Annotated in this window: 28 protein-coding genes, 1 pseudogene and 1 riboswitch; of the genes and pseudogenes, 15 read left to right on the plus strand and 14 right to left on the minus strand. The window is 69.0% G+C overall.

The genetic code is table 11. From position 1 onward, the window contains the following. Positions 1-3 precede the first annotated feature (3 nt). Positions 4-1,509: a glycosyltransferase family 87 protein gene (locus ACIGO6_RS14825; RefSeq protein ID WP_399875565.1), complete on the plus strand. Its 1,506-nt coding sequence runs from the start codon at positions 4-6 to the stop codon at positions 1,507-1,509. A gap of 61 nt (positions 1,510-1,570) precedes the next feature. Here ACIGO6_RS14825 and ACIGO6_RS14830 read toward each other — a convergent pair whose 3' ends face one another. The 3 genes from ACIGO6_RS14830 to ACIGO6_RS14840 form a co-directional block, all read right to left on the minus strand. Then, on the minus strand, positions 1,571-2,602 hold the full coding sequence (locus ACIGO6_RS14830; protein ID WP_399875567.1) for an alanine racemase: 1,032 nt from the start codon (positions 2,600-2,602) through the stop codon (positions 1,571-1,573). A 59-nt stretch (positions 2,603-2,661) separates the two neighbouring features. Beyond that, positions 2,662-3,783, minus strand: a complete 1,122-nt coding sequence (femX, locus tag ACIGO6_RS14835) for a peptidoglycan bridge formation glycyltransferase FemX (protein ID WP_399875568.1) — start codon at positions 3,781-3,783, stop codon at positions 2,662-2,664. A 138-nt stretch (positions 3,784-3,921) separates the two neighbouring features. Further along, positions 3,922-4,227: a hypothetical protein gene (locus ACIGO6_RS14840; protein WP_399875570.1), complete on the minus strand. Its 306-nt coding sequence runs from the start codon at positions 4,225-4,227 to the stop codon at positions 3,922-3,924. 273 nt (positions 4,228-4,500) lie between these two features. Here ACIGO6_RS14840 and rpsF point away from each other — a divergent pair, with 273 nt between their 5' ends. The 4 genes from rpsF (at position 4,501) to rplI (ending at position 6,202) form a co-directional block, all read left to right on the plus strand. Beyond that, positions 4,501-4,791, plus strand: a complete 291-nt coding sequence (rpsF, locus tag ACIGO6_RS14845) for a 30S ribosomal protein S6 (RefSeq protein ID WP_004985983.1) — start codon at positions 4,501-4,503, stop codon at positions 4,789-4,791. Positions 4,792-4,867: 76 nt separating this feature from the next. Further along, positions 4,868-5,458, plus strand: a complete 591-nt coding sequence (locus ACIGO6_RS14850; RefSeq protein WP_399875572.1) for a single-stranded DNA-binding protein — start codon at positions 4,868-4,870, stop codon at positions 5,456-5,458. Between the two features lie 42 nt (positions 5,459-5,500). After that, the gene (gene rpsR / locus ACIGO6_RS14855; RefSeq protein ID WP_003949403.1) at positions 5,501-5,737 is read left to right on the plus strand and encodes a 30S ribosomal protein S18; all 237 of its coding nucleotides are present in this window, start codon (positions 5,501-5,503) and stop codon (positions 5,735-5,737) included. Positions 5,738-5,755: 18 nt separating this feature from the next. Then, on the plus strand, positions 5,756-6,202 hold the full coding sequence (gene rplI / locus ACIGO6_RS14860; RefSeq protein ID WP_003975023.1) for a 50S ribosomal protein L9: 447 nt from the start codon (positions 5,756-5,758) through the stop codon (positions 6,200-6,202). Between the two features lie 129 nt (positions 6,203-6,331). On the opposite strand, the gene ACIGO6_RS14865 is transcribed toward rplI, so the two are convergent. Next, positions 6,332-7,669 (minus strand): MATE family efflux transporter, encoded by a 1,338-nt coding sequence (locus ACIGO6_RS14865; RefSeq protein ID WP_399875574.1) that lies wholly within the window; start codon positions 7,667-7,669, stop codon positions 6,332-6,334. A gap of 459 nt (positions 7,670-8,128) precedes the next feature. On the opposite strand from ACIGO6_RS14865, the gene dnaB reads away from it, so the two are divergent. After that, complete coding sequence (dnaB, locus tag ACIGO6_RS14870; protein ID WP_399875575.1) at positions 8,129-9,607, plus strand: replicative DNA helicase; 1,479 nt, start codon at positions 8,129-8,131, stop codon at positions 9,605-9,607. Here the strand turns inward: dnaB and ACIGO6_RS14875 are convergent. Next, on the minus strand, positions 9,574-10,449 hold the full coding sequence (locus ACIGO6_RS14875) for an alpha/beta fold hydrolase (RefSeq protein WP_399875576.1): 876 nt from the start codon (positions 10,447-10,449) through the stop codon (positions 9,574-9,576). The two genes, dnaB and ACIGO6_RS14875, sit on opposite strands and share 34 nt — an antisense overlap. A gap of 168 nt (positions 10,450-10,617) precedes the next feature. On the opposite strand from ACIGO6_RS14875, the pseudogene ACIGO6_RS14880 reads away from it, so the two are divergent. Further along, positions 10,618-11,108, plus strand: a pseudogene (locus tag ACIGO6_RS14880) (helix-turn-helix domain-containing protein). Continuing rightward, positions 11,105-12,490 (plus strand): serine hydrolase domain-containing protein, encoded by a 1,386-nt coding sequence (locus tag ACIGO6_RS14885; RefSeq protein ID WP_399875577.1) that lies wholly within the window; start codon positions 11,105-11,107, stop codon positions 12,488-12,490. The pseudogene ACIGO6_RS14880 and the gene ACIGO6_RS14885 overlap by 4 nt, the downstream one beginning before the upstream one ends. A 108-nt stretch (positions 12,491-12,598) precedes the next feature. On the opposite strand, the gene ACIGO6_RS14890 is transcribed toward ACIGO6_RS14885, so the two are convergent. Together ACIGO6_RS14890 and ACIGO6_RS14895 are read right to left on the minus strand one after the other, a co-directional pair. Further along, entirely contained in the window at positions 12,599-13,051 is a 453-nt protein-coding gene (locus ACIGO6_RS14890; protein WP_399875579.1) for a GNAT family N-acetyltransferase, read from the minus strand. Between the two features lie 23 nt (positions 13,052-13,074). Then, positions 13,075-13,539, minus strand: coding sequence for a MarR family winged helix-turn-helix transcriptional regulator (locus ACIGO6_RS14895; RefSeq protein ID WP_399875582.1), 465 nt, complete (start codon positions 13,537-13,539; stop codon positions 13,075-13,077). 139 nt (positions 13,540-13,678) lie between these two features. Between ACIGO6_RS14895 and ACIGO6_RS14900 the strand changes: the two genes are divergently transcribed. Together ACIGO6_RS14900 and ACIGO6_RS14905 are read left to right on the plus strand one after the other, a co-directional pair. Then, entirely contained in the window at positions 13,679-14,887 is a 1,209-nt protein-coding gene (locus tag ACIGO6_RS14900; protein WP_399875584.1) for an MFS transporter, read from the plus strand. A 114-nt stretch (positions 14,888-15,001) separates the two neighbouring features. Next, on the plus strand, positions 15,002-15,430 hold the full coding sequence (locus ACIGO6_RS14905) for a heme-binding protein (RefSeq protein ID WP_399875585.1): 429 nt from the start codon (positions 15,002-15,004) through the stop codon (positions 15,428-15,430). Between the two features lie 15 nt (positions 15,431-15,445). Here the strand turns inward: ACIGO6_RS14905 and ACIGO6_RS14910 are convergent, their stop codons facing one another. The 6 genes from ACIGO6_RS14910 to ACIGO6_RS14935 all read right to left on the minus strand — a co-directional run bounded on the left by ACIGO6_RS14910 (position 15,446) and on the right by ACIGO6_RS14935 (position 20,196). Then, a complete protein-coding gene (locus ACIGO6_RS14910) occupies positions 15,446-16,312 on the minus strand; it encodes a GNAT family N-acetyltransferase (RefSeq protein ID WP_399875587.1) in 867 nt (288 codons plus the stop codon). 144 nt (positions 16,313-16,456) lie between these two features. Further along, positions 16,457-16,939, minus strand: coding sequence for an NUDIX domain-containing protein (locus ACIGO6_RS14915; RefSeq protein WP_399875589.1), 483 nt, complete (start codon positions 16,937-16,939; stop codon positions 16,457-16,459). Positions 16,940-17,007: 68 nt separating this feature from the next. After that, the gene (locus ACIGO6_RS14920; protein WP_399875591.1) at positions 17,008-17,913 is read right to left on the minus strand and encodes a LysR family transcriptional regulator; all 906 of its coding nucleotides are present in this window, start codon (positions 17,911-17,913) and stop codon (positions 17,008-17,010) included. Positions 17,914-18,143: 230 nt separating this feature from the next. Beyond that, on the minus strand, positions 18,144-19,322 hold the full coding sequence (locus ACIGO6_RS14925; protein ID WP_399875593.1) for a cystathionine gamma-lyase: 1,179 nt from the start codon (positions 19,320-19,322) through the stop codon (positions 18,144-18,146). Further along, complete coding sequence (locus tag ACIGO6_RS14930; RefSeq protein WP_399875595.1) at positions 19,319-19,813, minus strand: low molecular weight protein-tyrosine-phosphatase; 495 nt, start codon at positions 19,811-19,813, stop codon at positions 19,319-19,321. The genes ACIGO6_RS14925 and ACIGO6_RS14930 overlap by 4 nt, the downstream gene beginning before the upstream one ends. 5 nt (positions 19,814-19,818) lie before the next feature. Next, positions 19,819-20,196: a phage holin family protein gene (locus tag ACIGO6_RS14935; RefSeq protein WP_399875597.1), complete on the minus strand. Its 378-nt coding sequence runs from the start codon at positions 20,194-20,196 to the stop codon at positions 19,819-19,821. 59 nt (positions 20,197-20,255) lie between these two features. Here ACIGO6_RS14935 and ACIGO6_RS14940 point away from each other — a divergent pair, with 59 nt between their 5' ends. The 4 genes from ACIGO6_RS14940 (at position 20,256) to ACIGO6_RS14955 (ending at position 22,540) form a co-directional block, all read left to right on the plus strand. Continuing rightward, a complete protein-coding gene (locus ACIGO6_RS14940) occupies positions 20,256-20,573 on the plus strand; it encodes a cupin domain-containing protein (RefSeq protein ID WP_399875599.1) in 318 nt (105 codons plus the stop codon). A gap of 174 nt (positions 20,574-20,747) precedes the next feature. Next, positions 20,748-20,960 carry a DUF5326 family protein gene (locus ACIGO6_RS14945; protein WP_399875601.1) on the plus strand — a complete coding sequence of 71 codons (213 nt, stop codon included), beginning with the start codon at positions 20,748-20,750 and terminating at the stop codon, positions 20,958-20,960. A 317-nt stretch (positions 20,961-21,277) separates the two neighbouring features. Next, positions 21,278-22,003, plus strand: coding sequence for an IclR family transcriptional regulator (locus ACIGO6_RS14950; protein ID WP_399875602.1), 726 nt, complete (start codon positions 21,278-21,280; stop codon positions 22,001-22,003). Between the two features lie 99 nt (positions 22,004-22,102). Beyond that, positions 22,103-22,540 (plus strand): SsgA family sporulation/cell division regulator, encoded by a 438-nt coding sequence (locus tag ACIGO6_RS14955; protein ID WP_055422101.1) that lies wholly within the window; start codon positions 22,103-22,105, stop codon positions 22,538-22,540. Positions 22,541-22,608: 68 nt separating this feature from the next. Here the strand turns inward: ACIGO6_RS14955 and ACIGO6_RS14960 are convergent, their stop codons facing one another. After that, entirely contained in the window at positions 22,609-24,180 is a 1,572-nt protein-coding gene (locus ACIGO6_RS14960; protein ID WP_399875604.1) for a YibE/F family protein, read from the minus strand. Positions 24,181-24,251: 71 nt separating this feature from the next. Then, positions 24,252-24,441, plus strand: a riboswitch (TPP riboswitch). On the opposite strand from ACIGO6_RS14960, the gene thiC reads away from it, so the two are divergent. Next, positions 24,434-26,230, plus strand: coding sequence for a phosphomethylpyrimidine synthase ThiC (gene thiC, locus ACIGO6_RS14965; RefSeq protein ID WP_399875606.1), 1,797 nt, complete (start codon positions 24,434-24,436; stop codon positions 26,228-26,230). It overlaps the preceding riboswitch by 8 nt. Positions 26,231-26,240: the final 10 nt, after the last annotated feature.

Raw genomic sequence — 26,240 nt, forward strand, 5'->3', positions numbered from 1 at the left:
AGGATGTGCCCCATGCCCAGTGCAGAATCGACGCCAGCGAGCGTGCACGAGCCGGACCCGGTGCAGCCGACCAGGGAGGACCCGGTCGCTGCGGCCGGCAGCGAGCTGATCGGTGGCCCTGTCGGCCGGCGTGCCCTGTTCGGAACATCCTGGTGGACCCCCGTGCGGGTGATCGCGCTTGTGGCGATCGGTATGTTCGCCCTCGGGCTGGTCCAGAAGGCGCCCTGCTACAACGGTGCCTGGTTCTTCGGTGCCAGCTCCCAGTACACGCATGCCTGCTACTCGGACATCCCGCACCTCTACCAGGGGCGCGGATTCGTCGACGGGCTCGTGCCGTACTTCGACAAGCTTCCCGGTGACATGGAGTACCTCGAGTACCCGGTGCTGACCGGCGTGTTCATGGAGGTCGCGTCCTGGCTCACCCCGGGCAGCGGCAGCATTCAGTACCAGGAGCAGTGGTACTGGATGGTCAACGCCGGGATGCTCATGGTGTGCGCGGCCGTCATCGCCGTCTGTGTGACCCGGACGCACACCCGGCGTCCCTGGGACGGCCTGCTGGTGGCACTCGCGCCCGCGTTCGCACTGACCGCGACCGTCAACTGGGACCTGCTGGCGGTAGCCCTGACGTCCGCCGCGATCCTGATGTGGTCGAGGGGGCGTGCGCTGGCGTTCGGGGTTCTGCTGGGCCTGGCCACGGCCGCCAAGCTCTACCCCTTCCTCATCCTCGGCCCACTGCTCGTGCTGTGCTGGCGTGCGGGCACATGGCGGGAGTTCGGGAAGGCTCTGGGGGGCGCGGCGGGCGCCTGGCTCGTGGTGAACCTGCCGGTCATGCTCTTCGCCTTCGACGGCTGGTCGAAGTTCTACACGTTCAGCCAGGAACGGGGCGTCGACTTCGGATCCTTCTGGCTGATCCTGGTCCACAACTCCGACAACCCGCCCACCACCGAGACCGTCAACACCCTCGCCACGCTCCTGATGCTGCTGTGCTGCGGCGCCATCGCGGCGCTCACGCTGACCGCCCCCCGGCGTCCGCGGTTCGCCCAGCTCGCCTTCCTGATCGTCGCGGCGTTCATCCTCACCAACAAGGTCTACTCACCGCAGTACGTGCTGTGGCTGGTCCCGCTGGCCGCACTGGCCCGGCCGAAGTGGCGGGACTTTTTGATCTGGCAGGCGTGCGAGGTGGTCTACTTCCTGGGCATCTGGATGTATCTCGCGTACACGACCAGCGGCGACGCCCACAAGGGTCTGCCGACGGACGGCTACCACTGGGCCATCGGCGTGCATCTGCTGGGAACGCTGTTCCTGTGCGTCATGGTCGTGCGCGACATCCTGATGCCGGACCGGGATCCGGTCCGGCGGACGGGTGACGACGATCCGTCCGGTGGCGTGCTCGACGGCGCGGCGGACGTCTTCGTCCTCGGGCCCGCCGCCCATACCGAGCAGCCCGCGGCCCACTTCGAAGGGCCACAGGTCAAGTGGGGCAGACAGCAGACAAGCGGTTCGCTCTGAGCGAACACGTGGAAGAACGCGGGGAAGGCCGTACACGGAGACATCGTGTACGGCCTTTTCGCTAGCGGTCGAGGATGCGGTCGAACTGCGTGGTGGTGTGCCGCAGATGGGCCACCAGCTCGTCACCCACCTTGGGCTCCGGCGCGTCCGAGGGCACGAACAGAATGGACACCTGCATGTGCGGCGGCTCCGCGAACCAGCGCTGCTTGCCACCCCAGACGAACGGGGAGAGGTTGCGGTTGACCGTGGCAAGACCGGCCCGGGCGACGCCCTTGGCGCGGGGCATGACGCCGTGCAGCGCCTTCGGCGCCTCCAGGCCCACGCCGTGCGACGTGCCGCCCGCCACGACCACCAGGAAGCCGTCGGAGGCCGCCTTCTGCTGCCGGTAACCGAAGCGCTCGCCCTTGGTCACGCGCGTGACGTCCAGAACCGCGCCGCGGTACTCCGTCGCGTCGTGGTCTCCCAGCCACAGGCGGGTGCCGATCCGGGCGCGGAACCGGGTCTGCGGGAACTGCTGCTGGAGCCGGGCCAGTTCATCGGACTTGAGGTGACTGACGAACATCGTGTGCAGCGGCAGCCGGGCCGCGCGCAGACGGTCCATCCAGCCGATGACCTCCTCGACGGCGTCCGAGCCGTCGGTACGGTCCAGCGGCAGGTGGATCGCGAAGCCCTCCAGCCGGATGTTCTCTATGGCGGCGTGCAACTGCGGCAGGTCCTGCTCGCTGATGCCGTGCCGCTTCATCGAGGACATCACCTCGATGACCACCCGCGCGCCCACCAGGCCGTACACGCCGTCGACCGACGACACCGAGCGCACGACCCGGTCGGGCAGCGGCACGGGCTCCTCACCGCGCCGGTACGGCGTCAGCACCAGCAGATCGCCGCCGAAGAAGTCCTTGATCCGGGCGGCCTCGTACGTCGTGCCGACGGCCAGCACGTCCGAGCCCAACCGCGTGGCCTCGTCCGCCAGCCGCTCGTGCCCGAAGCCGTAACCGTTGCCCTTGCAGACCGGAACCAGCCCGGGGAACTGCTCCTGCACGTGCTTGTGGTGCGCCCGCCAGCGCGCGGTGTCGACGTAGAGGGTGAGCGCCATGGCCGGACCTGGAACCTTTCTCGTGGCTGTCAGAGGTGCGGGTGGGGATGTGCGGTGGATCAGCGGCGCGACATGTAGATGTCGAGCGCCTTGTGGAGCAGCTTGTTCAGTGGGAAGTCCCACTCGCCGAGGTACTCGGCCGCCTGGCCGCCGGTGCCGACCTTGAACTGGATCAGGCCGAAGAGGTGGTCGCTCTCGTCCAGGGAGTCGGAGATGCCGCGCAGGTCGTAGACGGTGGCGCCCAGGGCGTAGGCGTCGCGCAGCATGGCCCACTGCATGGCGTTCGAGGGCCGGACCTCGCGGCCGATGTTGTCGGAGGCGCCGTAGGAGTACCAGACGTGACCGCCGACGACCAGCATGGTCGCCGCCGAAAGGTTCACCCCGTTGTGCCGGGCGAAGTACAGCCGCATGCGGTTGGGGTCCTCATTGTTGAGAGCGGCCCACATGCGCTGGAAGTAGGACAGCGGACGCGGCCGGAAGTGATCGCGCACCGCCGTGATCTCGTACAGGCGCTGCCACTCCTCGAGATCGTGGTAGCCACCCTGGACGACCTCGACGCCGGCCTTCTCTGCCTTCTTGATATTGCGCCGCCACAGCTGGTTGAAGTTCTTGTGCACCTCTTCCAGGGAGCGGTTGGCCAGCGGCACCTGGAAGACGTAGCGGGGCTGTACGTCACCGAAGCCGGCGCCGCCGTCCTCGCCCTGCTGCCAGCCCATGCGACGCAGCTTGTCGGCCACCTCGAAGGCACGCGGCTCGATGTGGTCGGCCTCTATGTCCCGCAGGCGCTTGACGTCGGGGTCCTGGATGCCCTTCTTGATGGACGCGGCGTCCCAGCGCCGGATGATCACCGGCGGGCCCATCTTCACCGAGAAGGCGCCCTGCTGCTTGAGGTGCGCCAGCATCGGCTCCATCCAGTCCTGGAGATTCGGCGCGAACCAGTTGATGACCGGGCCCTCGGGGAGGTAGGCGAGGTAACGCTTGATCTTGGGCAGCTGCCGGTAGAGCACGAGACCCACGCCGACCAGCTCACCGGTCCGGTCGTCGAACCAGCCGAGGTTCTCCGAGCGCCATTCCGCCTTTACGTCCGCCCAGGCCGGGACCTGCATGTGACTCGCCGCCGGCAGGCTCTGGATGTAGGCCAGATGCTGCTCGCGACTGATGGTCCTCAGGGTCAGGCTCATTCGGGGCGCTCCTCGGGCTGGTGTGTCCCCATGGGTACAGGGGCTCCGGCTCTCGCGCGAAGCCTACTGCGCCCTGTGAGCGCCCCGTTCGGCGTACGGGTGGAAGGGTCGTGTCCGGGGGAGGACGGCGGCCGGGACTCAGCCGAACAGCCCGCCGTGGTAGATGCCGAAGAACAGACCGAGTGCGGAGGCCCCGAGACCCAGCACCAGGCCGAAGCGCTGACGCGTCGTCTCGGAGATGAGCTGGCCGTATCCGCCGGTCAGGACTCCCAGCAGCCCGGCCCACGAGGTCAGGATGTGGAGCCCTCCGAAGCTCGCGGTGGCGAGGGCGAGCACCCCGAGCGCCAGGGACGCCGCGAGCAGCGTGTCCTGGAGGGGATGCGGTTTGCCGTCGGTGGCCAGCAAGCCGGTCCTGGGCTTGGCGGGTCGCATGATCTGTGCCATGGGGAACCTCCTGCCGAAGGCAGTGCGTAGTGGCCCTTCACATCCGCTGAGTACAAATTGTGTCCCCTCACCGGCGGATTTCAACCGCAAGGGGACGGCCGGGTACTCTGTACCTTCTGCACTGGTGTCTGCTGCCTCCACGGCCGGGCCACCTCCTCGGAGGCCCGATTGTCAGTGGGGCCTGTTTTACTCGCAGATGTCGGTGCCAACGCATCGCAACCCTCCTGCCACGGAACGACCGTGGCCGCTGAGTCCAAAGGAGGTGGGTTCCACATGCGTCACTACGAGGTGATGGTCATCCTCGACCCCGATCTCGAGGAGCGCGCTGTCTCCCCGCTGATCGAGAACTTCCTCTCTGTCGTCCGTGACGGCGGCGGAAAGGTCGAGAAGGTCGACACCTGGGGCCGTCGTCGTCTCTCGTACGAGATCAAGAAGAAGCCCGAGGGCATCTACTCGGTCATCGACCTGCAGGCCGAGCCTGCGGTCGTCAAGGAGCTCGACCGCCAGATGAACCTGAACGAGTCGGTCCTCCGGACCAAGGTCCTCCGTCCCGAGACCCACTGAGCCCTCCGCTCAGCTGATCCCGGGATTCGAGTAGCAGCACAAGCAGCCAGCAGCAAACCCGCCGAGAGGTTCCCCCATGGCAGGCGAGACCGTCATCACGGTCATCGGCAATCTTGTCGACGACCCCGAGCTGCGCTTCACCCCGTCCGGTGCGGCCGTCGCGAAGTTCCGTGTCGCGTCCACCCCCCGCACCTTCGACCGCCAGACGAACGAGTGGAAGGACGGCGAAAGCCTCTTCCTGACCTGCTCGGTCTGGCGTCAGGCGGCGGAGAACGTCGCCGAGTCGCTCCAGCGAGGCATGCGCGTCATCGTGCAGGGCCGGCTGAAGCAGCGGTCCTACGAGGACCGTGAGGGCGTCAAGCGCACGGTCTACGAGCTGGACGTCGACGAGGTCGGCGCCAGCCTGCGCAGCGCCACGGCCAAGGTCACCAAGACCTCGGGCCAGGGCCGCGGCGGCCAGGGCGGTTACGGCGGCGGTGGCGGCCAGGGTGGCGGCGGCTGGGGCGGCGGCCCCGGCGGTGGCCAGCAGGGCGGCGGCGCTCCGGCCGACGACCCCTGGGCGACCGGCGCTCCTGCCGGTGGCCAGCAGGGCGGTGGCGGCCAGGGCGGCGGCTGGGGCGGTGGCTCCGGCGGCGGTGGCGGCTACTCGGACGAGCCCCCCTTCTAGGCGGGCCGTACCCACACTTCTTGATCACACAGGAGAAACATCATGGCGAAGCCGCCTGTGCGCAAGCCGAAGAAGAAGGTCTGCGCATTCTGCAAGGACAAGGTCACGTACGTGGACTACAAGGACACGAACATGCTGCGGAAGTTCATTTCCGACCGTGGCAAGATCCGTGCCCGCCGCGTGACCGGCAACTGCACGCAGCACCAGCGTGACGTCGCCACGGCCGTGAAGAACAGCCGTGAGATGGCGCTGCTGCCCTACACCTCCACCGCGCGATAAGGGAAGGGTGACCGACTCATGAAGATCATCCTCACCCACGAGGTCTCCGGCCTCGGTGCCGCGGGCGACGTCGTGGACGTCAAGGACGGCTACGCTCGCAACTACCTGATCCCGCGGAAGTTCGCTATCCGCTGGACCAAGGGCGGCGAGAAGGACGTCGAGCAGATCCGTCGTGCTCGCAAGATCCACGAGATCCAGACCATCGAGCAGGCCAACCAGGTGAAGGCCCAGCTCGAGGGTGTGAAGGTCCGCCTGGCCGTTCGCTCCGGCGACGCCGGTCGTCTCTTCGGCTCCGTCACCCCGGCCGACGTCGCTTCGGCGATCAAGGCTGCCGGTGGCCCCGAGGTCGACAAGCGCCGTATCGAGCTGGGCTCGCCGATCAAGACCCTGGGCGCCCACGAGACGTCCGTGCGTCTGCACCCCGAGGTTGACGCCAAGGTCAGCATCGAGGTCGTTGCGGCCTGAGCTCTGCTCTCGCTGAAGCGCTGAGAAAGGGGCCGCACCTCCCGCCCGGAGATGCGGCCCCTTTCCCATGGCCTGGCCCGACGTGTTTCAACGTGTTTCACGTGGAACCGTCTGTTTCACGTGAAACGGTCAGCGCGTCGCGCCCGTGACGACCCAGCGGCCCGATCGCGTACGCACCCACAGCGTCACCATGCGCATCGCCATCATCAGCGTCATGGCTGCCCACAGGGCGGTCAGCCCACCACCGAGTGTGGGGACGAGGAGGGCCGCAGGAGTGAAGACCGCCAGGGTGAGCAGCATGGCCCAGGCGAGGTAGGGGCCGTCGCCCGCGCCCATGAGAACGCCGTCCAGGACGAAGACCACGCCGCAGATCGGCTGCGACACAGCCACGATCACCAAGGCGGGCAGAGCGGCGTCCTTGACCGTGGAGTCGCTGGTGAACAGGGGCAGAAACGCCGGGCGGGACAGCACCACCAGCACACCGAGTACGACCCCGACCGCGATGCCCCACTCCACCATCCTGCGGCATGCGGCGCGGGCACCCTGGGCGTCACCGGCTCCCAGGTAGCGCCCGATGATGGCTTGCCCGGCGATGGCGATGGCGTCTAGGGCGAAGGCAAGCAGACTCCACAGCGACAGAATGATCTGGTGGGCCGCGATGTCTGCATCGCCGAGGCGGGCAGCCACGGCTGTGGCGATCATGAGAATCGCCCTGAGTGACAGGGTGCGCACGAGCAGCGGTACGCCGGCCTGAGCGGAAGCCCTGATCCCGGCGACGTCGGGGCGCAGGGATGCGCCGTGTCGTCGCGCTCCGCGGACGACCACCCAGAGGTACACCGCGGCCATGCCGCACTGGGCGATGACGGTGCCCCAGGCCGAGCCGGCGATGCCGAGATCGGCGCCGTAGACGAGTCCGAGATTGAGGAGAGCGTTGGCGACGAAGCCGGCGATGGCCACGTAGAGCGGGGTCCGGGTGTTCTGCAGTCCCCGCAGGACACCGGTCGAGGCCAGCACGACGAGCATGGCCGGGATGCCGAGCGCGGATATCCGCAGATACGTGATGGCGTACGGGGCCGCGGTGTCGGAGGCGCCGAAGAGCTCCACGAGGGACGGTGCGGTGGGGAGGACGACGGCTATGACGGCGGCGCCGAGCAGCAGGGCCAGCCATATGCCGTCCATGCCCTGACGAATCGCGGATTGCAGGTCGCCCGCGCCGACGCGCCGCGACACGGCTGCAGTGGTGGCGTAGGCGAGGAAGACGAAGATGCTGACGGCCGTGGTGAGCAGGGCCGAGGCGATGCCGAGCCCGGCGAGTTGGGCGGTGCCGAGATGGCCGACGATCGCACTGTCGGCCATGACGAAGAGGGGCTCGGCGACGAGCGCGCCGAAGGCCGGGACGGCCAGCGCGATGATCTCTCGGTCGTGCTGGCGCCGGACGGTCCGGGAGCGCGCGGGGGCCTGTGTCATGAGCACCAATCTAATCGTCCACAGGTAAGAGATGCAAAGCCTTGGTGCCCCTTACGAACCATCTCGGTGTGTGCCCGCCCGGGCCTGGCTCGACCGGATCTTGATCCGTCGGGCCAAGTTTTTCTTCTGCACAGCCGGTGGATGGTAAAGGTGCAGCTCAGGGCGGTCGCTCTGGGGATGGCGAGGCCTTGTTCACAGGGCTGTCCACCGGGTCGTGCACAGGTTTTGCGGAGTTCTCCACAGCATCTGGCCCGTCGTCCACATGGCCTGTGGATAACCAGATTGGCTGACGGTGCCCGCAGGCCTACGGTAGTCCGGCGCCTGCTCCGCCCGTCGCCTTGTGAACCCTCACAAAAACGACGCGTCAGAACCGGAGTTGGGCGTCCTATTTGTCAGTGCCGTGCCGTAGAAATGAGCAGCATGGCGAGGTCCGCTCGGCGGACGGGAGGAGGTGGCTCGGTGAGCATTTCCGAGCCCTTGGACGACCCGTGGGCCGACAGCGGTCCCAGTGATCGTCTGCCCGCTTCCCGCCGCCGCGGCGACGTGGGTCGTGGCCGGGACGAACAGCACGAGCGTGGCCCGGACAACAGTGGGTGGGACGGCGGCGGGCCGTCGTTCGAACGGGTACCGCCGCAGGACCTGGATGCCGAGCAGTCCGTGCTCGGCGGCATGCTGCTGTCCAAGGACGCCATCGCCGACGTCGTCGAGATCCTCAAGGGCCACGACTTCTACAAGCCCGCCCACGAGACGGTCTACCAGGCGATCCTCGACGTCTACGCAAAGGGCGAGCCGGCCGACCCGATCACGATCGCCGCCGAGCTCACCAAGCGCGGCGAGATCAACAAGGTCGGCGGGGCCTCGTATCTGCACACCCTCGTCCAGACCGTGCCGACGGCCGCGAACGCGGCCTACTACGCGGAGATCGTGCACGAGCGTGCCGTCCTGCGCCGCCTGGTGGAGGCCGGCACGCGGATCACGCAGATGGGATACGCGGCCGACGACGACGTCGACGAGATCGTCAACCGTGCCCAGGCGGAGATCTATGCCGTCACCGAGCAGCGCACCAGTGAGGACTACCTGCCGCTCGGCGACATCATGGAGGGCGCGCTCGACGAGATCGAGGCGATCGGGTCGCGCAGCGGCGAGATGACCGGTGTTCCCACCGGCTTCACGGACTTCGACTCGCTGACCAATGGTCTGCACCCCGGTCAGATGATCGTCATCGCCGCGCGTCCCGCCATGGGTAAGTCGACGCTCGCGCTGGACTTCGCGCGGGCCGCCTCGATCAAGAACAACCTGCCGAGCGTCATCTTCTCGCTCGAAATGGGGCGCAACGAAATCGCGATGCGTCTGCTGTCCGCCGAGGCCCGCGTCGCGCTGCACCACATGCGGTCGGGCACGATGACGGACGACGACTGGACCCGTCTGGCCCGCCGGATGCCGGACGTCTCGGCCGCCCCCCTCTACATCGACGACTCCCCGAACCTGTCCATGATGGAGATCCGCGCCAAGTGCCGTCGGCTCAAGCAGCGCAATGATCTCAAGCTGGTCGTCATCGACTACCTCCAGCTGATGCAGTCCGGCGGCTCCAAGCGGGCCGAGAGCCGTCAGCAGGAGGTGTCGGACATGTCCCGTAACCTCAAGCTCCTGGCGAAGGAGCTGGAGATCCCGGTCATCGCACTCTCCCAGCTGAACCGCGGTCCCGAGCAGCGCACCGATAAGAAGCCGATGGTGTCCGACCTGCGTGAGTCCGGATCCATCGAGCAGGACGCCGACATGGTCATCCTGCTGCACCGTGAGGACGCCTACGAGAAGGAGTCGCCGCGTGCGGGCGAGGCCGACCTGATCGTGGCCAAGCACCGTAACGGTCCGACGGCCACGATCACTGTCGCCTTCCAGGGGCACTACTCACGATTCGTGGACATGGCGCAGACCTGATCCGCACGGCGCTGAAGGAAGGGCAGGAGAAGCGCAGCCGTCCGCGAAGGCTCTTCCAGGATGGGTGTGTGTCCGGCACCGGTGAGCCACTCGACCTGTGCGCCTCGAACGACGCGGTAGTCGGCCGCAGACGAGGGGCGCCATCTGCGGTCCTGGTCACCGAAGATCACCTGTAGTGGCTTGCCGAGGGTTGTCAGGCGATCCGGGAGCGTCTGCTGGGTCAGGTAGGCGGTGGACGCCTGCATTGCTGCGGTGAGCGCGCGGAAGGTCATGCCCCGCAGTTCGTCGACGAGTTCCTGCGGAACCTGGTAGCCCGCGCGGAAGCCGGTGCTCGCGAACTGGCGGATCTGCTCGTCGGTCGGTGGCCACTGCGCGGGGTTGATCGCGGTGGGCCCCGGTGCGATGAAGGCGTCCATGCCGGGGCCGGTGTTGATGAGTGCGAGCGCGGTCACCAGGTCGGGGCGTTGCTCTGCGAGGGCGGTGGCGGCATAGCCACCGCTGGAGTGGCCGACGGCCACGGCGCGCTCGATGCCGAGTCGGCCCAGCGCCGTGCCGATCCGGCGTCCCTGCTCGGGGATCGCGTAATCACCGTCGACCGGTTCGGCTGAGCGGCCGTGCCCCGGCAGGTCGATCCGGATGACGCGATGACGCGGGGTCAGCAGGGGAACCAGTGCGTCCCACGAGCGGCTCGATGTGGCGGAGCCATGGATGAGCAGAAGCACGGGGGCGTCGGGAGGGCCGTCCTGGCGCACGTAGAGGTTGCCGTGGTCCAGGGAGAGGACGCAGTCGCCGGTGGTGCTGACGTCCCCGTTCTCATCGGGGTGCCTGTGTGCAGGAGTCATGAGCCCACTGTCGCCGCGGTTGCGCACGGACGGCTTGGACAAATGTTCCGCTCTTGGCCCGCCTGGCACGGGGCGATGGTGTCCACCACGAGTGCACGTGAGGATCCTGATCCCGCTGCTTGGGACGTCACACGTCCGCAGCGTCCCAGCGGGGCGGCGGGTGTCGACATGACCGGGTTCCGGGTCCCTGGTCTGTCTGTCGAGTGCGTGCAGGTGTGCCTGTCCCAGGTGCTCGCCGGAATGGTTCTGGGCACCGGTCCGGCCGATCTGGCCGGGTCCCTGGTGTCGCTCGACGCCCTGTGGAACAGTTCCACTCGGACATCGGCAATCCACCGAAGAGCGCCGCGAAGCTGGTCCGCTTCGACCACGCCGTGCACCGCCTGGTGACGGGTGAGAACGCCGCACGGGTCGCGGCGGACGGCGGCTACTGCGACCAGTCCCCTCTGCATCGGGACGTCTTGGCGTTCACCGGTACGACACCGGCGGCTGTGTCGGGGTAGCCGTTTCTGACCGTGGACGACCGGGCATGCCCCCGGGGGCAGCCGCCGCAGATCCATGCCGACCAGGTCACCGGGGCGGCATCCGGCAGACGCGCTGAGCCGTACAGCGGGGAAATCGGCTCGACGTGCAGGGCCCGGGCCGGTGGACTGGGGGCATGACGACACCCCAGGAAGAGTTGCTCCCCGCCACCCGCCGGGCGCTGCTGCACCGGATCGCCGTGGCCCAGTCGGAGGGGCGTGCACCGTCGCTCGTCGCGGCGGTCGTCCGGGACGGTCGCGTTCTCTGGCACGGCGCGCGGACTTCGGTGGACGGGCACGGACCGGACGAGAACGTGCAGTACCGGATCGGCTCGATCACCAAGACGTTCACTGCCGTGCTTGTTCTCCGACTGCGCGACGAGGGCGCGCTCGACCTCAGTGACCCGCTGGAGAAGCATCTGCCGGGTACGGGGGTGGGTGAGGCCACGATCGCCGAGCTGTTGGCGCACTCCGGCGGCCTGGCCGCCGAGTCGCCCGCGCCGTGGTGGGAGCGGACGCCGGGTTCGCTGCGGCCCGAGCTCGCCGATGTACTGGGCAAGCAGCCGCTCCTCCATCCGGTGGGTCGCCGCCACCACTACTCGAACCCCGGCTACACCCTGCTCGGCGCACTGGTCGAGAAGGTGCGTGGTGCGTCGTGGGAGGAGGTGCTGCGGCAGGAGGTGCTGGAGCCGCTGGGCCTGGACCGCACGTCCGGGCAGCCGCGGGCGCCGCACGCCGGTGGCTGGGCGGTGCATCCCTGGGCCGATGTGATGCTGGCCGAGCCCGCCGAGGATCTGGGGCGGATGGCCCCGGCCGGTCAGCTCTGGTCCACCACGGGGGACTTGGCTCGGTTCGCCGTCTTCCTGGAGAAGGGGGACGACAGGGTGCTGTGCGCCGAGTCCGTGCAGGAGATGCGGGTACCGGCGGCGTCGATGGAGGCGGTGGACGTCGCGGACGGTTCTGCGTACGGGCTGGGGCTGCAGATCCAGCACCGGGACGGGCGGCTGCTCGTGGGGCACTCCGGGTCGCTGCCCGGCTTCCTGGCCAATCTCACGATCAGCGTGGAGGACGACGTGGCGGCGGTGGTGCTGGCCAACTGCACGTCCGGCCCGTTGCTGGCCGGAGTCGGCGCCGATCTTGTTCGCATCGTCGCCGAGGCGGAGCCCAGGATCCCCGAACCGTGGCGCCCACTGCCCGACGTGGACGCGTCCGTCCTGGAGTTGTCCGGTCAGTGGTACTGGGGCACGCACGCCTTCGCCCTGCGGTTGACGTCCGACGAGGGGGTCTCGCTGGAGCCGTTGTCGGGCACCGGCCGCCGCTCGCGCTTCCGGGCGAACGGCGACGGCACGTGGACCGGGCTGGAGGGCTACTACGCAGGGGAGCTGCTGCGAGCCGAGCGACGCCCGGACGGGACCGTGAGTCACCTGGATCTCGGGTCGTTCGTGTTCACGCGACAGCCGTACGACGAGGGTGCGCCTGTGCCGGGAGGGGTGGACCCGCAGGGGTGGCGCGGGATCGGCTAGACGCCTTACGCAGACCGTGTGGCCCTGTTTCACGTGAAACAGGGCCACAGGCGTGACCGGGTGTCAGCCGAAGGGTGTGTGCACGGCCAGCGGGCCCGAAGGGGCCTTTCAGAGCTGGAGCTTGAAGCCCGTGTGCGAGGCCGAGAAGCCAAGTCGCTCGTAGAAGCGGTGTGCATCGGTACGGGTCTTGTCGGATGTGAGCTGCACCAGCCGGCACCCCTGTCGGCGGGACTCGTCAACGGCCCACTCGATCAGCTGGGTGCCCAGGCCGCTGCCGCGTTCCTCGGCGTGGATGCGTACGCCTTCGATGATCGACCGGGTGGCGCCGCGCCGGGACAGGCCGGGCACGATTGTCAGCTGGAGCGTGCCGACCACACGGCCGTCACGGGCAGCGACGACCAGGTGCTGGTTCGGATCGGCGCTGAGCCGCTCGAACGCGGTCAGGTAAGGACGAAGGTCGCCGGGCGACTCGCGTGGGGCGCCCAGGGGATCGTCGGCGAGCATCGTGACGACTGCTGGGAGGTCGTCCTCGGTGAGGGGCCGTATCTCGAGATCTGTCATGGCCGCACCCTACGCAGGGCGGATCACGCGGGCACGGGTGTTTTGAGCGTCTCGACGACTCGGACCAGCGGTGCCAGGTCGGGGTTCCTGGCCGCCGCGTCGAGGGCTTCCCGCAGTGCGGCGTCGTTGGTGGGCCTCGCCTCGTCCAGCAGCTTCAGGCCGGCCGCGGTGACGTTGGTGTAGATGCCGCGACGGTCCGTGGGGCACAGATAGCGCTCGAGTAGTCCTCGGTCCTCGAGCCGGGTGACCAGGCGCGTGGTGGCGCTCTGGCTGAGGACGACAGCGTCGGCGACCTGCTTCATCTGCAGATGCCCCCCGTCGCCGTCGTGCTGCCGGCTGAGCACGTCCAGCAGCGAGTACTCGCGCACGCTGAGGTCGTGCCCGGCCTGAAGGGCGCGCTCGATGTGGGCCTCGATCCTCCCGTGGAGCAGGGAGAGGGCGCACCAGCCCTGGGAGAGGGCGGTGAGCGCGGGGTCCGTCGCTGTCATGTCTTTCCTCCGTCCCGGAGCGGCTGAGACCAGAGTAGACCACTACCGCGATTGCCAGCGGTTGCTTTTAGCCCGCGTATGCAACTATTGTGAACGCACGCAAAGCGCTCCTGCAATCGTTTGGGAAGGTGTACCCCCCATGCCTCTCGCGCTTTTGGCCCTCGCGATCGGGGCCTTCGGAATCGGGACGACCGAGTTCGTGATCATGGGCCTGCTGCCCGAGGTCGCGAGCGACTACGGAGTCTCCATTCCCACCGCCGGCCTGCTGGTGACCGGATACGCGCTCGGCGTGATGTTCGGCGCTCCGCTGATGACCGTGCTCGGCACCAAGATCCCACGCAAGCGGATGCTGATGCTGCTGATGGGCCTGTTCATCGCGGGCAACCTGATCTCCGCTCTCGCTCCCAGCTTCTCCGTCATGCTGGTCGGCCGTGTGGTCGCCTCCCTCGCCCACGGCGCGTTCTTCGGCATCGGATCGGTCGTCGCCGCCGATCTGGTGGCACCGGACAAGAAGGCCGGCGCCATCGCGATGATGTTCACCGGGCTGACCGTCGCCAACGTCGTCGGTGTCCCGCTCGGAACGCTCATCGGGCAGTCCGCGGGCTGGCGCGTGACCTTCGCCGCCGTCGCCGTACTTGGTGTCCTCGGCCTGGCCGGTGTCGCCAGGCTGGTCCCCGACGTGCCCCAGGCCGAGGGCGTGCGACTGCGCCACGAACTGGCCGCGTTCAAGAACGTCCAGGTCCTGCTCGCGATGGCCATGACCGTCCTGGGCTTCGGCGGCGTTTTCGCGGCCATCACCTACATCGCGCCGATGATGACCCATGTCGCGGGCTTCGCCGACGGCTCGGTCACCTGGCTGCTGGTTCTGTTCGGCCTCGGCATGGTCGGCGGCAACCTTGTCGGCGGCAGGTTCGCCGACCGTGCCCTGATGCCCATGCTGTACGTCTCCCTGGGCGCCCTGGCCGTCGTGCTCGCCCTCTTCACACTCACCGCACACAACAAGATCGCGTCGGCCGTGACCGTCGTCCTGATCGGCGCTCTTGGCTTCGCCACCGTCCCACCGCTGCAGAAGCGCGTCCTGGACCACGCGCACGGCGCCCCGACGCTGGCCTCGGCCGTGAACATCGGCGCCTTCAACCTCGGCAACGCGCTCTCCGCCTGGCTCGGCGGCGTCGTCATCGCGGCCGGCTTCGGCTACACCGCACCGAACTGGGTCGGTGCCGTGCTGGCCGCCGCCGCTCTGGTTCTCGCGTTCCTCTCGGCCGTCCTCGAGCGGCGCGACTCGGTTCCCAGCGCGGTCGTGGCGGGCGCCGCGCCTGCCGCGCAGCGTGCCGCCGTCCACCACTGAACGACCCGGCCGCGGGGGTGCGGGGCCAGGGCCGTCCCCGCGCCCCGCGGCACATCCCGCCTCGTGACCATCGAGGCACCGTGCCACTCGGCACCAACCCAAGGAGAACTCCCCATGAGCACCACCGCTGTCGCCCCGCTGACCATCCAGGACGCCGAAACCCTCGTCACCGCGGCCCGCCGGGCCGCCGAGGCGGCCGACATCACCGTCAGCGTCACGGTTCTCGACGCGGGTGGCCACCTGCTGGCCTTTCGGCGCGACGACCGGGCCGTGCTGATCTCCGGAGAGACCAGTACGCGCAAGGCCTACACGGCACTCCAGCTGGACGCCCCCACCGCAGACCTCGTCGACGCCGTGCAGCCCGGAGGCCTCTTTCACACCCTGCCCACCGCGCTCGACCGGCCGCTGCTGTTCATCGCCGGCGGAGTGCCCGTGCACCGTGACGGCCGGCTGATCGGTGCGGTCGGGGTCGGCGGCGGAGCTCCGGAGCAGGACCACGCCTTCGCCACGGCCGCGGTGGAGAACCTCGCCCGACGGCAGTAGCCGTGAACGCGAGGGTCAGCCCGCCGCCACCGTCAGCGGGGCGAAACGCCGGTTCCAGTCCCCGGGCAGCTCCGTGATCCCGCACGTCATGACCGTGTTGTGGGCGATGGACGCGAGACCGTGCTCCTTCACCCAGGTCAGCAGCTCTTCGTGCCGGACGTCGATATCGGTGCGCAGCGGACGGTCGGTGCGGGCGGCCAGGGAGGCGATCAGCGCCTTGGCCGTCTCGGTGTCGCGGGCGATCACCGGACCCACGACATGGGTGTCCATGTTGGGCCAGGCCGCCGTGTACCCGATGAGCCGGCCGCCCTCCTCGGCGACGCGCAACTGGTCGGTGAAGGCGGGCAGCCGCGTGATGACGTGGGTGCGGTCGGCGCCGAACACCTCCTCGTCGAGCCGGAGGATCGCGGCGAGGTCCTCGGCCGTGGCCGCGCGAGTGGCGATCCGGGACTCGGGCCCGCCTGGGGTGAAGCGCCCGCGCACCATCTCCGCCCGGCCGGTTGCCTTGAACCCCAGCTCCTCGTAGAGCGGCCGGCCGTACGGGGTGGCGTGCAGCGTCAGGGGGGTGGGTCCCAGCGCGGAGACGATGTGCCGCATCAGACGGCGCCCGACGCCCTGGCGCGCATACCGCTCGGCGACCAGCACCATGCCGATGGCAGCGAGAGAGGGACGATCGTGCGGCCCGTACTCGGTGACGGTGCAGGCACTGACGAGGCCCCCGCCGGGGTCGTCGATGCCATAGCCCTTCCCGGCGGTGAGGAGGAACCCCCACTTGTGCTCCTCGCGCGGCCACCCCCGGTCCTCGGACAGGTCGGCGCAGGCGTTGAGATCGCGGAGCGTCAGACGGCGGATCGGCAGGGAGGCGAGGGAAGGTGTCGGCACGCAGGTCAGGCTGTCCGACAGCAGCCGTCCGCGTCCACCTCTTTCCGGTGGAACACGCGAGCTTTTGGCCATGTCGTGTCCGAGTGCACAGCGGGCGGACATCTGCCGGCCGCCACGCCCACCGGCCGGGGCGTGCCGCCGGTGTCAGCCGAGGTCGGGGGCGTGCATGGCCCGCACACCCTCGATGTTGCCGTCCAGATAGTGCCGCAGCGACAGCGGTACGAGGTGGACGGAGGCGATCCCGACACGGGTGAACGGCACCCGGACGATCTCGTACTCGCCGGCGGGCTCCTCGACCTCCGGGCCGTGGCGCTGGGCCGGGTCCATGGATTCCAGGCGGCAGACGAAGAAGTGCTGCACCTTCACGCCGGTGGCGCCCCCGTCGTCGCCGATGTGCTCGACGGTGTCCACGAAGCACGGGACCACGTCGGTGATCTTGGCGCCGAGTTCCTCGTGCACCTCGCGGTGCAGGGCGTCCACGACGGTGGCGTCGCTCGGCTCGACCCCGCCACCGGGAGTGACCCAGTAGGGATCGACACCGGGCTTGGTGCGCTTGATCAGGATCAGGTGGTCGCCGTCCAGGAGGACGGCGCGGGCGGTGCGCTTGACCACGGGTCGGACGGTCATGGGAGAAATGTGGCCCGGCTGGTTCCACGTGAAACATCGCGGCGCGCCCCGCGCACGAGTCCGCCGGTTCAGTTCCAGTCGGCTGCCGCCCGCAGCAGCCAATCATGGGCCCGGGCGATGTGCGGCATCGCCAACGTGCCGGTACGCACCACCAGGAAGTACGTCCGCAGCGGCGGCACCGCCGGATCATGCAGGGCGACGACGTCACCGCGTTCCAGTGCCTCCACGCACAGATAGCGGGGCAGCACGGCGAGCCCGGCGCCCGAGATCGTGCAGGCGAGCACCGCACGCAGGTCGGGAGCGACGAGCGTGGCCGGAGCCGCCGGGCGGGTGTCGAATACGGATGCCCAGTAGCGGGCGACGAAGGGCAGCGACTCGTGCACCTCGACCACGGGGACGTGCTCCAGGGCGGGTTTCGCAGTACGGCGGCGCGTGCCGGTGCTCGTACTCGCCGCCCAGCGAGGCGCGGCGACCAGGACGTGCTCCTCGTCGCAGAGCGCAGTCGCCGTGAGCAGCGCGCCGCGCGGGCGGGCCGTGCCGATGGCCAGATCGTGATGTCCGGCGGCCAGTCCCTCCAGGGTTTCCTCGGCGTTCCCGAACGAGGCGCGCAGTGCGAAGCCCTGTCCGTCCTCGCCGGTGAGCTCCGTGAGCGCGGGCAGCGCCCGCTGGGCGGTGAACTCCGGCGGTCCGGCGAGATGGAGCGTCCGCAGGGAGGAGCCGTCGTCCAGCCCGGCCTCGGTGATCTCCACCAAAGCGTCGAGGTGCGGTGCGGCCTTGTGGGCGAGTTCGTCACCGATGGTCGTAGGGGTCACGCCGCGAGCCTGCCGCAGGAACAGGGGTCGGCCCAGCTGTCGCTCCAGGGTGCGGATCTGGGAGGTGACCGCGGGCTGGGAGAGGCCGAGCAGGGCTGCCGCGCGCGTGAAGGAACCGGCCCGGTGCACGGTCACGAAGGTGCGCAGCAAGGCCAGATCCACGGGAACCCCTCCCCCTCTTCTGTTCTTCTCCAGCCCTCCGGCCGCGCCCAACTATAAATATGTCGATAGGTCGCTGTCGCTACTGTGATTGGACACTGACGCAGAGTCAACTAGCCTTAATCGCGCGGTTCTTCGCGCGCAGAACCGAAGGACGGTCCGAGCCACGAGGGGGGAGGCTCGGACCGTCCGTCGTACCCGGCCGGATGCGGGCCGGATCATTGAGGCAGTGATCAGCCCGCCGATTCGTCCAGCGCGCGCAGCAGATCCGCCACCAGGTCGTCCGGGTCCTCCGCGCCCACCGAGAGCCGGATGAAGCCCTCCGGCACCGCGTCGCCGCCCCAGCGTCCGCGCCGCTCCGCCGTGGACCGCACCCCACCGAAGCTCGTGGCTCCCTCCACGAGCCGAAGCGTCTCGAGAAAACGATCGGCACGCGCGCGCGTGGGCAGCGTGAAGGAGACGACGCACCCGTAGCGCCGCATCTGCTGCGAGGCGATCTTGTGCGACGGGTCGTCGGGCAGCCCCGGGTATCGCAGCCCGGTGACCTCGGGCCGCGTCCGGAGCGCTTCCGCCACCTTGAGCGCGGTGGTGTCCTGCCGGTCCACGCGGAGCTGGAGGGTGGCGATCGAGCGGTGCGCGAGCCAGGCCTCCATGGGGCCGGGGATCGCGCCGACGATCTTGCGCCAGCGTCGTACGGCGGTCATCGCACCGGCATCGCGGCCGGCCACGTACCCCAGGAGGACGTCACCGTGACCGGTGAGCTGCTTGGTGCCGCTGGCCACCGAGAAGTCGGCGCCGAGCTCCAGCGGGCGCTGCCCGAGCGGCGTGGCGAGCGTGTTGTCGACGGCGACCAGGGCGCCACGCGCGTGTGCCGCCTCGACGAGCCGCCGTACGTCGCACACGTCCAGCCCGGGGTTGGACGGCGTCTCGATCCACAGCAGCTTCGCCCCGTCCAGGGCGTCGAGTTGGGCGTCCCCGCCGGTCGGGGCGGTGCGCACCTCGATGCCGTACGCCTCCAGCTGGGCGCGGACCAGAGGCAGTGCCTGATAGCCGTCGTCGGGCAGGACGGCCACGTCACCGGCGCGCAGCTGCGAGAAGAGCACCGAGGAGATCGCGGCCATGCCCGACGCGAACACGAGCGTCTCGACGTCGTCCTGCCCGGGGGCCTCCAGCTCGCCGATGGCGCGCTCGAGATGGGTCCAGGTCGGGTTCTCGTCGCGTCCGTAGGTGTACGGCCCGGTGGGCTCGCCCGGCAGATGGAAGTGGGCGGCGAACACGGGGCCGGGCAGGGTCGGCTCGTGCTTGACGGGCTCGGGCAGCCCGGCCCGCACCGCGCGCGTGCCGTCACCGGGGCCGGCGGGCGGCCCCTCCGTGCCCGTACCGTCCCCGTTGTTCGTAGCGGAATCGTTCATGCCGCCCGTCCTTCCACTTGCTCGCGTACCGCGGCGAGCAGTCCGTCGCTCGCCGCCTCCACCATCTCAAGGCATTCCTCGAAGCCGTCCACTCCCCCGTAGTAGGGGTCCGGCACGTCGAGGTCGCCGCCGTCGGCGGCGGGATCGTACGAGCGCAGCAGCCGCACCTTGGCCGCGTCCTGCTCGGTCGGAGCGAGACGCCGCAGCGCACGGAGGTGGCCGACGTCGAGGGCGATGACGAGGTCGAGCTGGGAGAACCAGGACGGCTGGAACCGGCGGGCCGTGTGATCGAGGCCGTAGCCGTTCTCCTCCAGCACGGCCAGGGTGCGCGGGTCGGCGCCCTCGCCCTCGTGCCAGCCGCCCGTGCCGGCGCTGTCGGTCTCGACCAGGCCGTCCAGTCCGGCGTCGGCCACGCGCGCGTGGAAGACGGCCTCGGCCATGGGGGAGCGGCAGATGTTGCCCGTGCACACGAAGCAGACGCGGTAGGTCATCGAGTTCAGTCCTTGTCGGGCAGAAACGCGTTGAGGGCCCAGGAAACGATCGAGATGATCAGGCCGCCCAGGACGGCGGTCCAGAACCCGTCGACGTGGAAGCTCAGGTCGAGCTTGTCGGCCAGCCACGACGTGAGCAACAGCATGAGCGCGTTGACCACCAGCGTGAACAGGCCGAGGGTCAGAATGAACAACGGAAACGTCAGCACCTGCACGATCGGCTTCACCAGCAGATTCACCAGGCCGAACACCAGGGCGACGACGATCAGCGTGCCGGCCTTCTCGCCGGTGCTGCCCCCGGTCAGAGTGATCTTGTCGAGCAGCCACACGGCGACCGCCAGGGCACCCGCGTTGGCGATCGTCTTGACTAGGAAATTCTTCATGTGTCTGATCGTGACAGACACGACCGGAATCGAACGGTGAGGCAGGGGCGGACAAGGCGATGAAGGCATTCCGGCTGGACGAACTGGAGGCGGAGCGCGCCGCCAACGACGGTGCCTACCTGCAGTTCCTGCGTGAGCGGAACATGTCGGTCGGTCTGTACGCCCTCGACGCGGGCACGGCCGACCCGCAGAAGCCGCACGAGCAGGACGAGGTGTACTTCGTGGTGAGCGGGCGGGCCGCGATCACCGTGGGCATGGAGACCACCCAGGTCGCCCGCGGCAGCGTGGTCTACGTGCCGGCCGGGGTCGCCCACAAGTTCCATCACATCAGCGAGGATCTCCGGGTCCTCGTGGTGTTCTCTCCGCCCGAGAGCTGACCGGGGCGTGCGGGTTCCCTAGGGGACCGGTCAGGGGCAGACAAGGGATGCTCAGGGCTCTGCCGGGGGCCTGACGGCCCTAGCATCGAGTGCAGGACATCACGAGATGCCCAGCGGGATGCCGGGCCCCCGCAGGACCTGGCATCCGACGGGCGGAAGGTAAGGACGAGGGCGATGCGAGAGATCTTCACGGGACTGCCGTGGTGGGTGAAGTGGGTCGCGGTGCCGGTCATCGCCCTCGTCGTGTTCGGCGGGATGATCGCCAGCGTGGTCGGATTCGTGATCGGACTGCTGTTCAAGCTGCTGGTCTTCGTCGCGCTCGTCGGTGGACTGATCTACGTCGTACGCAAGTTCATGTCGAGTTCGTCGTCGCGCAGCGACTGGTGAGGTGCGTGGGAAACCGGTGACGGTAACAGGAATCACCGGTTCCCTCGCGCGGGGGAAGTTTCCCGGACAGACCGTCGGCGAGCGGTGACCGACGGTTAGAGTCCGGAAACTCCACGCGGGGGCGACCCCGCGAGCGGCGTACCCCCACCCGTGCTCCCCGCACGGACTGCCTCCTCGCGTTACGGAAGTGACCCTTGGCCACGGCTGACACCGCATTCGCAGCCTTGCACGCACTGCCCGTGCAGCCCCACTCGACGCCTCGGACATCCCCCACGGCTCCCTCCCCGGAGCCGTCCGGCGCGACACTCATCGGCTCCGTGCAGCGGGCGATGCGCCTCCTGGAGTGCGTCGCCGAGCACGAGTACGGCGCCCCCGCCAAGCAACTGGCTCGTGAGACGCGGCTGGCGCTGCCCACGGCCTACCACCTGCTGCGCACCCTCGTGCACGAGGGCTATCTGCGCCGCGAGAAGGGTCTGTTCTTCCTCGGCGAGGCCGCCGAGCGGCTGAGCAGCAGCGGGGCCGAGCAGAAACGTCGCAGCACGGTGGTCGACGCGCTCGCAAGCTGTCGCGACGCGATCGGCGTACCCGTGTACTACGCCAGGTATCGCGACGGCGAGATCGAGATCATGTGCGTTTCCGACACTCCGGGCACTCCGGCGGTCGAGGAGTGGGCGGACTTCCGTGAGACCGGGCATGCGCACGCCATTGGGCAGTGCCTGTTGTCGCAGCTGGACGAGGAGGCCCGCCGCGACCACCTGGACCGCTACCCGGTGCAGCCCGTCACCCCGTACACGGTGCGTGACGACAGCAGTCTGCTGAAACGATTGGAGCGCATGCGTCGGATGACGCCGGTGACCGAGCGCCAGGAGTACGCCCTGGGAACGGTCTGCGCGGCGATCCCGATCACGGTCGGCACCACGGCCGTGACGATGGCCATCTCCCTGCCCTCCCACCAGGCCGACCGGTTGGTGCCCGCGGCCCAGCGGCTGCAGGACGAGGTGGGACGGCTCCTGGGGTCCCTCGCGATCTCTATCAGTATCTGAAAACTCACTCCTTGTGATCTGGTGTGTACGTTGAGCAAGATGCCACCAGTGTTAGAGGTTTGATTCCCGGCCAGTCGACGGCGAATGACGGGGTAGGCGATGGGCGAGTCCGTGCAGGCAGAGGTCATGATGAGCTTTCTCGTGTCCGAGGAGCTCTCTTTCCGTATCCCGGTGGAGCTGCGGTACGAAACCTGTGATCCCTATGCCGTGCGACTGACGTTTCATCTGCCCGGAGACGCCCCGGTGACCTGGGCGTTCGGCCGGGAGTTGCTGGTCGACGGAGTGGGCCGGCCGTGCGGTGACGGTGACGTGCGCATCGCACCCGTCGACCCGGAGCCGCTGGCCGAGGTGCTGATCCGCCTTCAGGTCGGCAGTGACCAGGCGCTGTTCCGTTCGTCCGCAGCGCCCCTCGTGGCCTTTCTCGACCGGACCGACAAGCTGGTGCCGCTGGGACAGGAAGGTGCGCTCGCCGACTTCGACGCCCACCTCGACGAGGCCCTGGACCGCATCCTGGCAGAGGAACAGAGCGCGGGCTGAACCGTTACGGCAGCCACGGCGGTGGTGTAACGCTTCGCCGTGGCTGCCGAGCCGGGCGAAACGCTCCGTCAGCGCTTGCGTCGGCGGCCCCGCCCGCTGCGGACCGGGGCCGCACCGGCGCCCGGCGTCGTTCCGGCGGCCTGTGTCGCCGGTCGGTCGGCCGACACGACGAGGGCTGCGAGGGCCGTGGTGACCGGCACCGACGCCACCAGGCCGATCGAGCCGACCAGCGTGCGCACGATCTCCTGAGCGACCAGCTCGCTGTTGGCGACCGTCCCCACACCGCTCTGAGCGATCGAGAACAGCAGCAGCAGCGGCAGCGCGGCGCCCGCGTAGGCGAGGACGAGCGTGTTGACGACCGAGGCGATGTGATCGCGGCCGATACGGATGCCCGCGCGGTACAGCCCGCGCCAGCCCATCGAGGGATTGGCCTCGTGCAGTTCCCAGACCGCGGACGTCTGGGTGACCGTCACGTCGTCGAGGACACCGAGCGAACCGATGATGACGCCGGCGAGCAGCAGACCGCTCATGTCGATCGTCGGATACAGGCCGTGGATCAGGCCGGTGTTGTCGTCCGTGTTGCCGGTGAGCGCGGCCCAGCCGATGAACAGCGAACCGAGCACACCGATCAGTACCAAAGAGATCAGGGTGCCGAGCACCGCCACGGAGGTACGGGCCGACAGACCGTGGCACAGATACAGCGCGATCAGCATGATTGCGCTGGACCCGATCACCGCGACGACCAGGGGGTTCGAGCCCTGCAGGATCGCGGGCAGGATGAAGAAGTTCAGCACCAGGAAGCTGATGGCCAGCGAGACCAGTGCCATGAGGCCACGCAGCCGGCCGACCACCACCACGGCGAGCGCGAAGATGCCGGCGAGCAGCGCCAAGGGCAGCCGGCGGTTGATGTCGGTCACCGAGTACTGCAGGTCCTCGGGAGCGGAGGGCTCGTAGGCGACCACGACCTTCTGGCCCTCGTGCAACTGCCGTGACTGATCCGGCTGCACGATCTCGGAGAACGTACGGCCCTTGTCCTGTCCGGTGTCGACGCGGATCGTCGCCCGCTTGCAGTCGCCCTCCGCCTGCTGCACCGCGGAGGAACCCTGGGCAGTGGAGGTGTCGCCGGTCGGGGTGCCCCCCGAGGCGTTGACGGACTGGCAGCTCAGCCCGACCACCTTGGTGACGGTGGCCTGCTGCGTCTGCCGGTCGAAACCGACTCCGGTGCGTTCGTGCGGCGGGGCTCCGCCCGGCCACAGCACCGCGAGTCCGACCAGTACCGCCGCGGCGAAGGGGATGAGGACCGCGGCGATGACCTTCCGCAGATGCCGGGAGACGGGCGCAGCCGGCCCGTGAGCATGGGCGTGCGAGTGCCCGTGGCCGCCGTCGTGTCCGCCCGGGCCACCGAGACCGCCTCCGTGTCCGCCCGGGCCACCGAGACCGCCTCCGTGTCCGCCCGGGCCACCGAGACCGCCTCCGTGTCCGCCCGGGCCGCCGTGGCCACCGCCGTGGCCGCCCGAGCCGGCGGAGCTCCCAGGACCGCCGGTGCCGTGTTGCCCGTCTCCGTGGCCGTTGCCGTCTTCGGCGCCCGGTCCGGGGCGGGAGTTGTGCGGCGGGAAGGGGGGATGCTGCGGTGTGGTCACCGACCGATCATCGCAAGAACAAGGGGGGCCCTCTGTTCACCGCGCCCGAATTGACGCTAGCGTGGGGGCACCTTTGTACACGCGGGAGCTCGGAGCACCGGGCTGAGAGGGCGCTGACCTCCGTCCCAGCGATGTTTCACGGGAAACGTCACCGAAGCCGAGTGATGTTGCCCACGAAGCGTCGGCAGACGGAAACCGCTGCGTCGACCGCCGAACCTGTTACCGGGTAATGCCGGCGTAGGGAGTAGGTCTCATGACCATCAAGGACGCACGCACGCCTGCCGTCACGCAGAACTCCGCCGACGAGGAGACCTCCGTGGCGGCCGGGAAGTCCATCGGCTGGCACAAGGCGTACATCGAGGGCTCGCGCCCCGATCTGCGGGTGCCGGTCCGTCAGGTGCACCTCACCAACGGGCAGTCGGTCACGCTTTACGACACCTCGGGCCCGTACACCGATTCACTCGTCGACACCGACGTCCGCCGGGGGCTGCCGCCGCTGCGGGAGAACTGGATCATCGCTCGCGGCGACACCGAGGAGTACGCGGGCCGTCCCGTTCGCCCGGAGGACGACGGGATCAAGCACACCTCCCCCCGCGGTGGCCTGCGCAATCTCGACGCGGTCTTCCCCGGGCGACCGCGCCAGCCGCGCCGGGGCCGGGACGGCTCGGCGGTGACTCAGCTCGCGTATGCGCGACGAGGTGAGATCACTCCGGAGATGGAGTACGTGGCCGTCCGGGAGAACGTCTCGCCGGAAGTGGTCCGCGAGGAGATCGCGGCGGGCCGTGCCGTACTGCCCGCCAACGTCAACCACCCGGAGATCGAGCCGATGATCATCGGCAAGCGCTTCCTGGTGAAGGTCAACGCCAACATCGGCAACTCGGCGGTGACGTCCTCCATCGAGGAGGAGGTCGAGAAGATGACCTGGGCGACCCGCTGGGGCGCCGACACGGTCATGGACCTGTCCACCGGCCGCAACATCCACACCACCCGCGAATGGGTGCTGCGCAACTCCCCCGTCCCCATCGGGACGGTGCCGCTCTACCAGGCCCTGGAAAAGGTCGACGGCCGGGCCGAGGAGCTGACCTGGGAGATCTACAAGGACACGGTCATCGAACAGGCCGAGCAGGGCGTGGACTACATGACGGTCCACGCCGGTGTGCGCCTGGCGTACGTGCCTCTTACCGCGAACCGCAAGACCGGCATCGTCTCGCGCGGCGGCTCGATCATGGCGGCGTGGTGCCTGGCGCACCACAGGGAGTCGTTCCTGTACGAGAACTTCGAGGAGCTCTGCGAGATCCTCGCCGCCTATGACGTCACCTACTCGCTCGGCGACGGTCTGCGGCCGGGATCGATCGCGGACGCCAACGACGAGGCCCAGTTCGCGGAGTTGCGCACGCTCGGGGAACTCAACACGATCGCCAAGCGTCACCACGTACAGACCATGATCGAGGGCCCGGGACACGTTCCGATGCACAAGATCAAGGAGAACATCGACCTTCAGCAGGAGATCTGCGATGAAGCTCCGTTCTACACGCTCGGACCGCTGACGACGGACGTCGCGCCCGCGTACGACCACATCACCTCCGGCATCGGTGCCGCGATGATCGCCTGGTGGGGCACGGCCATGCTGTGCTACGTCACGCCCAAGGAGCATCTGGGTCTGCCCAACCGCGACGACGTCAAGACCGGCGTCATCACCTACAAGATCGCCGCCCATGCCGCCGACCTTGCCAAGGGGCATCCAGGCGCCCAGGAGTGGGACGACGCGCTGTCGGACGCCCGCTTCGAGTTCCGGTGGGAGGACCAGTTCAACCTGGCTCTCGATCCGGACACCGCACGGGAGTTCCACGACGAGACGCTGCCGGCCGAGCCCGCCAAGACGGCGCACTTCTGCTCGATGTGCGGGCCGAAGTTCTGCTCGATGAAGATCTCGCAGGACATCCGTCGTGAGCACGGCGGCAGCAGGGCGGAGATCGAGGAGGGCATGGCCCAGAAGTCGAAGGAGTTCGCCGCCGCGGGCAACCGGGTGTATCTGCCGATCGCGGACTGAGTGATGGTGG

It is taken from the genome of Streptomyces sp. NPDC053750 (assembly GCF_044544295.1).
Lineage (GTDB): Bacteria > Actinomycetota > Actinomycetes > Streptomycetales > Streptomycetaceae > Streptomyces.